The sequence below is a fragment of the Chlorobium ferrooxidans DSM 13031 genome (assembly GCF_000168715.1).
Lineage (GTDB): Bacteria > Bacteroidota > Chlorobiia > Chlorobiales > Chlorobiaceae > Chlorobium > Chlorobium ferrooxidans.
In genome coordinates, this window is sequence record NZ_AASE01000012.1 from 55,312 (window position 1) to 65,844 (window position 10,533).

Here is a 10,533-nt window from a genome sequence, read left to right on the forward strand (position 1 = left end):
CACTCGAGGGGCTATGGTGTAAACGGTAAAACTTTGTTTTTGGTGATTTCAATATAGGATGTCCTTAAGGGCGATGCCCAATGCACTCATAGCATAATACTTTCATTAGCGAATACCATACACCTATATGCTGAAATCAAAGCAATTGCACGCTTGTTTGGCGGAATTGTCCCGACACGTGTTGATGCTTGCATAAATTCCTTCATTAAACATAACTGAAAATCAAATATGTCAAATAAATCATCATATATTTTATCAACATGATTTGTCAACCAATTTATCGCATTTATATAATTATCATTGACTCCATCTAATTCCACATCTTTTCTTGTTATTATTAATTCAGCAATCTTAACGTTTTTTTCAATTTGTGATATGTCGTAATATTCTTTTTTATCGTTATCTATGCCCTTTAAAAACAAATCCACAATTAATCTACATAAATCCGAACACCAATAATCATATGATATTCCGCCTGTATCTATTAAAAATGGATTCAAACCCTGTATAAGAATATTTCTCGAATGCAAATCTCCATGACATAAGACTAAGGGCTTGTCGATATTTTTATTATTTTTATCAAGTCTCTCATATGATTGATTAATTGATAAATTTTTCATATTTGAATAGTTTACGCCAAAATCGTTAATCAATAGCCTTATCTCATTAATCACACTTTCAATAATCGAATATTTTGTTCCTTTATATTTCCTAAATATGTGCGTCCAATTTTCTGATCCATATCGCTGCTCCTTGTAATGTCTTTTTAAACTATAGTCATCCATAAATATTCTATTTAGGATGCGATAGATATCTTCAAATGTATTTGATTCTTTTTTTATATAATCAAAAATCGTCTCACCATCCTCAACCAATTTTATCAATATCCCTAATGCATTATAATTATTGGTATAATATTCTTTTGAATGAATATAATTAAAAAATATTGAGGGGAATTTCGGGTAATATTTTAGGGAGTCTTCATATTCCTTTTTGAGACTTTCAGTATCTTTGGAAATTTTTAGAATATAAGCAGTATTGTCAATATAAAATCTTATTAGTATAGCGCCGCTATACCCTGACACCATTCTTTCTAACAAAACCTCATCAGCAATACCGTACTCTTCTTTTATTTGTCGTAATATTTGATTTAAATTACTTTCACCAATTGTCGATATCTGCAATTGCAATATTAAATCATTTTCGTTTTTTAATTTATATTGAATTGGCAATTTATTAATTAACTCAACTTCAATCATTTCCGATAGGCCAGATATTTTCTCTTTATACTTATCAATATCATCAAGAACGAATGGATAATCTTTTTTGAAATTACGTTTTCTCATATCGCCTTGCTTATCACCAGCAAATATAATTGTCTTTGTATTAATACCTGATGTTTTTATTATCTCTAAACAATCAATACCATACCACTTATCATCAACATTATCGTACAAATCCAATATTAATAAATCAGGCTTATCATGTACTAAGCAATTATTTAATATATCTTTAAAGGCTACTTGTTTTGGATCTGCAAGATATGGATATTTATTTTTTAATGACTTTATCATTGCCTCTATCATTGCTCTTCGCGCATGTTCATCCTCACATATTATTATCTTAAAATTCTTATTCATAATATTTAAATTTGAATTGTAATTTAAATAGCCCATTTCTATCGGTATGGTGTTCAAATTCTAAAGAGCCTCCAAATAGCTCAATCTCTTTTTTAATGTCTGTTAATGCACCCGTTCTTGAATTATGATTATTTTTATCAGTTAAGTTATATTCTATCAATAAGGACACATATTTATTTTTATCAATTAAATCTATATATGCATTTATCAATACCTCCTTAATAGATCGACCATCATTTAAACGACCCTTAATATTTTGTATTATATTATCGAAATCTTCATATATTTTCGCCCTTGGGTAAAAGACCCTTAATTCACGCTCCCCGGTATTATTTATTTTTGTTAATGGGAATACAGATTTAAATTTTTCTTCAATTACTTCTTTTAAATTAACAGGAAACTGATCTATAAATTCAAATAACCTTGAATTTCTTGATATAATATTTTTTGTCAGTACGTTATGATAGTAGTCATATTTTTTTTTAACTCTCAAATAATATAATGGGTTTTCATGAATTTGGTGAACCAAGACTGAAAACTCATCAGTAACACCAAGTTGATTATCCCCATCAAATATTCTCGCAGCAAGATCATGAAAGAACATATGTTGATATGAACTTGATTTTTTTATTTTTTCTGATAATTTTATTGTATATGATTGAATTGTTGCCTCAATAAAATATGACACTTGTCTCCAATAATCAAGTAGCTTATTGGTAACAATCAAGAATAGAGGATAATACTCAGAGTTTTCTTTATATAACTCAAGATCATATAAACAATCCTGAGTAAATTCGCTTAAATTCATATTTGACAGGCAATTATCAGGGAACGGGTGTCTTGTTCCTTCGTAATATTTGTTTTTCTCATTTTTTAGTGATTTTATAAGTTCAATATCTGTCTTAATAGACTTTATCTCAATATTTTTTATTGTCTGATCATTTAAATTATTTATCTTTCCCAGAGTAACTTTTTGTTCAATTGATATATTTTCGGATTTTTCTACGAAATATTTTAATTGATCAGAAATTGAACTAAAATACTTAATACTTTGGTTATATTTATTCTGAAATAAGGAGGTCATATGATAAATTGTATTTTGCATTAAATTATCACTTAATACCTGCCCATTGTAAGATGCCATTAAAATATCTGAAATAGATTCGCAAAACAATAATTTATTCGATGATCTTAACAATGAAATAGCCGAGTATTTATATCTAACGGATATCTTTTCTGGCGTTGTAATAGAATTATTTGTTTTTATTAGTTTCTCACTAAGATCTCCTAACTTTATTGTTGCTATTTTAAGAGCTATCTTAGAAATCATTACTCTAAAGTCTCTAAAGACTAACGGCTCTTTTTGTAACCAATTTACTTCATATGATAAATAATAAATCATCGCGTAAAGATTAGAATAGCAAATACTAATGTAACCATCAATATTACTATATATCGAGTAAACATATTTATAGACTTCTATCCTGAACTGTGTGTTTTTTTCCGCCTTTTCTAATAGTGTTTTAAATTCGAACATTCTCATTATTAGCTCAGAAGAAAGCTCATGATCAGGTTTTTCTGCGGTGTAGTAGTAATCGTAAGGGTATTCGGTTTTGTTTATTTCATCAGGATCTATTATTTTTAATCGCGCTTGCCTATCATCGGAAAATTTATTCATATATTGTTGAGCCAATTTATATTTTTCTAATGAATTGCAATGTTCACAAACAGGACAACTTTCAGAATTAAAATATCCTAAATGTAATTTATACAAACAATCTATTGTGAATTTTGTTGGTTGTGAATATGCTGTTATCTCTTCATTGCTCAAAGTTTCAATTCTTTTATAAAGCTCTAATTCACCATCCTTTGTCTGATCGAACAATACACATATCAATAAGTTACTAACTTGTTGGCACTTTGTTATTAATGTATTAATTGTTTTAAAAGATATAACACCGAAATCAAAATAAACAACATTTGAATGGTTGATTAATTTAGGAATTTCATCGAAAACGACAACATTCCCTGACAGTTCTTTAAGATATTTATAAAATCTATCATTTTCTTTAACACCATCTATCAGGTTTTTTGGAATGTAAATAACATAATCTACAACATTACCATTTTGCCATTTGGCAATAGATTCTGATATTTTTTTCCATATCACACTTACCGTATTAAGCAATTTCTGTTTATTTATATAAAAAGTAAAATGCCTATCGCTATATTTACCTATATGATTATAATGGAAAGCTTTCTTTAAAATAATGTGCTTGCGTAAATTTAATTCAACTTCATATTTTTTACTTTCTAATCTTATTTTTTCCTCAGTTTCATAATTTGGCCCTTTAAATTCTAAATCTTCATTAAAAGAATTGTATTTATTTTTGAAGTATTCAGCATCAGTCTCATTCTTATCTAATTCAACTTTATTTTTTCTATACACACTTATTATTTCAGTATTATCACCCCATGTTTTAAGCTCAGATATATTATATTTCCTATTGTTGCATAAACACAAAACACATAGAGGTATTGCTGAGTCTCTTTTAATATATTTAACTGATCTCCGTACTGTTTCAGAACTAGATATAACAGTAGTTAAAACAATTACTTTAGCATTATGTTTAAATAATTTAGTACGTCTTGGTATGTTTTGATTTATATCCTCAGATAAACATATTATATTTTTATATGCAACTCCACATAATACCGCGAATGCTTTTGCTAATCCTTTTTGTAGGTTATGATCAATTAATATAAAATAATTACTTTTTGATTCCTTATTTAATTTACGACTAATACCCGAACTTGTCAAATAATCACTTTGATTTATAATTTCTTTTTCAATATTATTTTTGTACTTTAGATATAATGTTAATGCATACCCGTATTCGTTATACTCCAACAGTTTTTTTACATCTAACCACTTCTCAACAGTTTCTAATTTTGGAGAACAATATTTTTTTTTGTTTTTTTCAGTTTTATCTATCATTTTTATTATTTCATTCTCAAAAAACGAGTCGATATTAGTGAAATTAAAAGTCAATCTTTCTAGTCTATCAACATTTACAAGCTTATTATCATTTTCTAAATGCAATCTAATCCTATTCTTACTTTCGTCATTTAAAGTCTTATAAGATTTGAGCTCGCTAATTTTTATTTCATCATCATATATTTGGTATGATTCATTAAGCAGATTTATAAGATTTTGATTACCTCCATACCAGAAAGCTTTATTGTCATTCCCTATAATTAAAACAGGATCATATACTTCTTCAGTATCTCTATGTACTATTTCCTGAAAAATATTATCGTCCGTCTTTCTTTTTATATATTCATTTGAAGAATCAACAATAATCTGGATCGTATCATTACTTAAAGGGCTAAGCAAATATATAACTACAGCGCGGGGATGAGCATTAAAACTAAATCCCGGCAAGGTTTCCTCTAACAATGTCTGAGATGTAGACTCATCAAGATCAGTTAAATTTAATATCACTAGTAAATCTTTATTCTTTTTTACTTCTTTTTCGAATAATTCTATAAAATCTCTATTTATACCAGGATTATACTGAACTGTTTTCCATTGTTTGTTTTCAGTATTATCCGTTAATGTAAATCTAAACTCTTTAGCTTCTGAAAAAGGGCACATTTTAATTTGAATAAAAGTTCCTTCATAATTATATTTACATTTTCTTGATATCCATTCCTCCTCAATCAACCCTCCCTTACGAAACCCCCCATTTACAACACCAGTCCTTATATGAAATATACCATTATACTTATTTACTATCCTTTGAATCCTGTAAAGGCCTTTCGTCCCGCGTCTAAGTTCTTTATTTTTTGTCGTTGACCACTTTTGAAAAGCCCACTCCAATTGTGACTCTTTTTCGGTTTTTATATTTTCTTTAAAATATTCAAATTCATAATCATTTGTTAGTATTCCATTGCCAGAATCACCAAAATATATTTCAACCTGAGTTTTAACACCATCGTTACGTATCCAGTTAATATATTCGTTTTCTATTGGGTTAATTTTTTTATACCTATACTCACTAAATAATATCTTTGATTCAATTAATCCGATTGCAAGCAATGCGAAATGCACCTGTGAATGTTCATTAACATTTTTAATTAACTCGGAAATAATCACATTCTTAATACCTTGAACATCAATACTCTCTAGACCTCTTTCAGAATTCCCAAGTACTTTGTCTATTTTATTTTCTATACCAGAAAACCCTTCAACGCCTTTTTTACAATCAATCCATTCGAGTGGAAAAATGAACCTATAATTATTAAATTCAATATTTTTCGTTTCGAAAATAGTAGAAAATGCATTTATAAATGACTCCACATTAAATTTCGCTTCGAATTGATATTCTTCTGTCAAATATACTTGATTTATACTTCTTTCGGACAATTGTTTTAATGCATTTACAAAACCGACTGTTTTGATGAAGTTATTTACTCTTTTTCTTTGATTTAAATATTTAATTTTATTTTCCTCACTATATTTCTCTTCATGTTTTTTTTCTTCCTTTTCCGTAAGCATTATTGTAGGTAACGCGATGTATATATTGCTTTTTTGTATCAATTTCTCTACAATTAATATAAGTTCGACTATTGCATTTAACTCTGCAAATCTTACTTGAGATAAATCGATAAAATAATCTTTTCCAAAAAGGGAATTATTATCATCAAACTTATCTTCTAAATTCATAACATCTAGATAGACTATCCCTTTTAGTAAATGTAACGGATTAATATTTTGCATAAGAAATCATAATTTGAAAATTAAAACCTATTCTATTCTTCACTAAAATCAGTCTATTAGTATCACATCAAATTATCTGCCCATATATATTCTTTTTAGATGTGCATATGATGTACTTATTTTTATATTAATTCATTTCTAAACACTTGTTGCATGCACACAACTCAATGCTATCGTTAGCATTTAAACCACCTCAGAACTATAGGTTAGTATGCTTCGTATTCTTTAAGTCTCGAGACATCTTTGTTTAACACCGATGGAATATGCGACTGACGCTCCATCTGTCGGCAGATATACTCTATGAGCACTACGAATGAAATATGATAATCTAAGCAGAACTAAGTAATTATCCTTGTTGTGATGTAAAATAAAAGTCGGATAATCAGGGGTTTTTTGCGATTATGCGTTGATTTTAAAATAAAATGGGCTCTGTTGCGATTGGAAGTGTTGGATTCTGGATGCTGGATTCGCGATTTAACAAGATTATTAACCACGAAATGCCCAAAAAGACACGAAAGAATTAGATTTTGAGTGCTGGATTTTATTTTTTTGATTAAAGGCAGGAGAAAGAAGGGTGGATGATCTTGGCTCAGTGCAATGGGGAGGGGGAGCGTTTTGAACGGGTTTTTTTGGTGCTTTCGAGCTTTGCTTTTTTTTCGAGTATCTGTTTCAGCGCCTCTGCTGCTGGTTCATCGTTTTGGTCGGAGTCAGCGAGTTCGCCTTTGAATGCTTTGGCGAGGACGGATTGCTCGATTTTTTCAACCCGTTGAATAGCTTTTTTGTATTTGGCTTCGAGGGAGTCGGCAAGGGCGAAGAGTTTTTCAACTCGTCGGACGATCTCTTGCTGCTCTTCGAGTGTGGAGGGGGGCTGAAAGCGGGACGTTCACAACTGCGTAAACAAAAGGGGTTCAAACGCAAACAGGGGGTAAGAGGGAGACCTCGGAGACCTTGTATTTTGCTACCAATATTTCGCCCCCAGGGGGGCTTGAATATGGAGATTTTGAATGTTGAATGCTGGATTCCGGATTGAAGAGAAAAGGAAGATTTTTAACCACGAATCACGCAAAATGACTCGAAAAAGAGGTTGAAGAGATTATGCCTTCTGAATCGAACCCAGTTCGTACCAGACGCCCCTCCCGCTACCGAGTTGTGTCAGATGGCCACGCTCAACCAGGTTTCTGAAGTGCACTTTCAAGGTGTTGCGGCTGATGCTGGTCAACGAGATAGTATTGCCTATCGTTATTCCGGCCATGTTCACGCACAAACTCAACAATACGCAGTGAAATTTCCGGCAAAGTAGTCATGACGATCTTCTCTCGCTCAACTTTCTTCTCAAGACGGCGTACCTGATCGGCCAGCGAATATCGGTTCGTAACATTAACCAATTACACACCCATTTACATCCATTTGCAAATATGAGCACTCCCCTGTCAATTTGACTGGACTTCCGGAACACCCGCGAATAACTCTACAAAAGTGGCTCATACGCTTCGTTTTGTCAATGCTGACCTGATTGCTGCCGGGCTTGCGCCTTTCAATCCTGAAGTGGCTGCGTTCAAAGCGGCTCGCATTATGCTCAACGAGATTGACGATTGTGTGTCTAACGGTGAAAGTTTTTCTTTTGAAACAACACTTTCCGGCTTAACCTATCTACAGCGTATATTGGAGTGGAAGGCTCAAGGGTATAGAGTCAAAATCTGGTTTATCGCTCTTCACTCACCAGATATTGCTGTTACAAGAGTTGCCGAACGTGTACGGCAAGGCGGGCACAACATTCCTGAAAATATCATTCGCCGTCGATTTGCCGCAGGTCTGTATAATTTCAATTATAAATACAAAGCCATAGCAGACTCTTGGGTACTGTACGATGGTACGTTAACCCCACCAAAATTAATTGCATGGAGCTGACAAGATGAACACAAAAGATATTCGACTCTCTCCTGATCCTGACATGGCGGGTTCCTATGCTGCGATGCAGCGAGCAGGGAGAGATGCTGAGGATTTGGCTATTCGTACCAATACCGCCATTATCACCATGATCGACGGAAAAGTAGTCCGCCTCACGGCAGCAGAAATTATCAAAAGACGCCAGGCTGAAAATAAAACCGCCAAACCGGAATCGGAATAACCTTTGTATGTCCTCCATGCCGCAGGGCAACTTCGGGGACGCCCGCGACAAACTCTACAATAGGGCCTGAAGAGATTTTGAATGCTGGATGATGGATTGAAAAGGAATATTAACCACGAAAAAGACGAAAGTTAACGAAATAAAAAAAGCGACAGGCAGGTAATCAGATAAGGGAATATTCACCGGTAACAGTTACACAACACTGTCCGCGTTGCACAGAGATGCCTCCTTTCAGTTCGGCATGACACCTTGAAGAGATTTTGAATTCTGAATCGAACCCAGTTCGTACCAGACTCCCCTCCCGCTACCGAGTTGTGTCAGATGGCCACGCTCAACCAGGTTTCTGAAGTGCACTTTCAAGGTGTTGCGGCTGATGCCGGTCAACGAGATAGCATTGCCTATCGTTATTCGGCCATGTTCACGCACAAACTCAACAATACGCAGTGAAATTTCCGGCAAAGATGTCATGACGATCTTCTCTCGCTCTACTTTCTTCTCAAGACGGCGTACCTGATCGGCCAGCGATCGAAGAAAAAACAGCAACCACGGTTGCCAGTTCGGGGTATCGGTACGGATTAATCCCTGAGTCTGCCGCAGGGCCAGATAGTATGCTTCCTTGTTTAGCTCGATAACGCTTTCCAGTGAACTGTAAGGTACGTAGGCGTAACCCGCCTGCAGTAACAGCAAGGTGGTTAATACTCGACTGAGCCGACCGTTACCGTCCTGAAACGGATGAATTTCCAGAAAGACCACCACAAAGATCGCGATAATCAAAAGCGGGTGCAGTTGTTCCCGCTCACGTTCATCGTTCACCCATGCAACCAGTTCAGCCATCAGGCGAGGAGTGTCGAAGGGGGTGGCTGTTTCGAACACGATGCCTATCTGTTTGCTGTTATTATCAAAGGCAGCAACACTGTTTGAGCTGGTCTTGTACTGGCCTCTGTGTCGGGCGTCTTTCCCGCTATGACGCAGGAGGATCTGATGAAACTGTTTGATGTGGTTCTCGTTGAACGGGATGTTTGGCCACGATTCAAACACCAGATCCATCAGCTCAGCATAACCGGCAACTTCCTGTTCATCACGTGTTTCGAAAGATTGAATAACCAGATTGGAAAGCAGGCTTTCAACCTCTCGATCGGAGAGTTTACTTCCCTCGATACGGGTCGATGATCCAATACTCTCAATTGTGGCTACCCGGCGCAGGGCTGAGAGTCGATCAGGCGCGAGCATGCCCAAAGCACGCCAGGCACCTTTAAATTCATCGATCCGGGCAACCAGGCTCAGGATCTCCTGAGTAATTTGAATGGTATCGGTTCGTAACATTAACCAATTATACACCCATTTACACCCATTTGCAAATATAAGCACTCCCCTGTCAATTTGACTGGACTTCCGGGACGGTATTGATAACAATCAGTTACATCAAGCAGAGACACGCCTGAGTAGAGATGCCTCCTTTCAGTTCGGCATGACACTTGAAGAGAGGCCGGAGGATGGATCAGGGATTACTTCAGGCAATACAATGCTGTGCTTTATTTGTATTTGTTTAATGATTCAGTTAATCTCATTATTTCAGAGTAACATCCCTGTAACCACTTAAATATGAGCGAAATAGACAGAAACCGAATTGAATTGCTGATTGCATCCATTCGGGAACTTACTCCGGGCCAGTTTTCATGGCTTGAAAGAACTGTTCAGATATTTCAGTGTGAGCATAGCTACTCAATTTTTCACTCCAATCTCTTTGATGACGAGACTCTGGAGAATTTCGGAGATGCGCTGAGAATTCATCACAGTTTTTCTGCCGAGCCATTTTCAAAGGATAAGTTCGAATATGTTCTTGAGCGTGTTGTCAACATCTCTTCCTATCGTGCAAAGCTCGCTCCAAAAGGAAACCGTGGCCATGACATCACCATCGATAATACCCGTGTTTCGTTAAAAACACAGGCAGACAAAGGGATCAGGGAGGATAAAATTTGGAT

5 protein-coding genes and 2 pseudogenes are annotated in these 10,533 nt (G+C 34.5%); 3 read left to right on the forward strand and 4 right to left on the reverse strand.

Translation table 11 applies throughout. The features are described 5' to 3' along the window. Window positions 1–86: 86 nt before the first annotated feature. The 3 genes and pseudogenes from CFERDRAFT_RS07170 to CFERDRAFT_RS12085 form a co-directional block, all read right to left on the reverse strand. The gene (locus CFERDRAFT_RS07170; protein ID WP_040433426.1) at window positions 87–1,640 is read right to left on the reverse strand and encodes a phosphotransferase; all 1,554 of its coding nucleotides are present in this window, start codon (window positions 1,638–1,640) and stop codon (window positions 87–89) included. Further along, the gene (locus CFERDRAFT_RS07175; RefSeq protein ID WP_198002407.1) at window positions 1,633–6,369 is read right to left on the reverse strand and encodes a hypothetical protein; all 4,737 of its coding nucleotides are present in this window, start codon (window positions 6,367–6,369) and stop codon (window positions 1,633–1,635) included. The genes CFERDRAFT_RS07170 and CFERDRAFT_RS07175 overlap by 8 nt, the downstream gene beginning before the upstream one ends. A 1,147-nt stretch (window positions 6,370–7,516) precedes the next feature. Further along, window positions 7,517–7,784: pseudogene (locus tag CFERDRAFT_RS12085) on the reverse strand (DUF977 family protein); the annotation flags it as partial. Window positions 7,785–7,899: 115 nt separating this feature from the next. On the opposite strand from CFERDRAFT_RS12085, the gene CFERDRAFT_RS07185 reads away from it, so the two are divergent. Together CFERDRAFT_RS07185 and CFERDRAFT_RS07190 are read left to right on the forward strand one after the other, a co-directional pair. Continuing rightward, a complete protein-coding gene (locus tag CFERDRAFT_RS07185; RefSeq protein WP_006366548.1) occupies window positions 7,900–8,331 on the forward strand; it encodes a zeta toxin family protein in 432 nt (143 codons plus the stop codon). A 4-nt stretch (window positions 8,332–8,335) separates the two neighbouring features. After that, window positions 8,336–8,551: a hypothetical protein gene (locus CFERDRAFT_RS07190; RefSeq protein WP_040433429.1), complete on the forward strand. Its 216-nt coding sequence runs from the start codon at window positions 8,336–8,338 to the stop codon at window positions 8,549–8,551. A 231-nt stretch (window positions 8,552–8,782) separates the two neighbouring features. Here the strand turns inward: CFERDRAFT_RS07190 and CFERDRAFT_RS07195 are convergent, their stop codons facing one another. Then, window positions 8,783–9,874, reverse strand: a complete 1,092-nt coding sequence (locus tag CFERDRAFT_RS07195; protein WP_006366549.1) for a Fic family protein — start codon at window positions 9,872–9,874, stop codon at window positions 8,783–8,785. 279 nt (window positions 9,875–10,153) lie between these two features. Between CFERDRAFT_RS07195 and CFERDRAFT_RS07200 the strand changes: the two are divergent. Continuing rightward, window positions 10,154–10,533 (forward strand): annotated as a pseudogene (locus CFERDRAFT_RS07200) (restriction endonuclease); the annotation flags it as partial.

Coding starts and splice junctions, on each gene's coding strand:
- CFERDRAFT_RS07170 (WP_040433426.1), bottom strand. CDS start 1,640: ATGAATAAGAATTTTAAGATAATAATATGTGAGGATGAACATGCGCGA.
- CFERDRAFT_RS07175 (WP_198002407.1), bottom strand. CDS start 6,369: ATGAATTTAGAAGATAAGTTTGATGATAATAATTCCCTTTTTGGAAAA.
- CFERDRAFT_RS07190 (WP_040433429.1), top strand. CDS start 8,336: ATGAACACAAAAGATATTCGACTCTCTCCTGATCCTGACATGGCGGGT.
- CFERDRAFT_RS07195 (WP_006366549.1), bottom strand. CDS start 9,874: ATGTTACGAACCGATACCATTCAAATTACTCAGGAGATCCTGAGCCTG.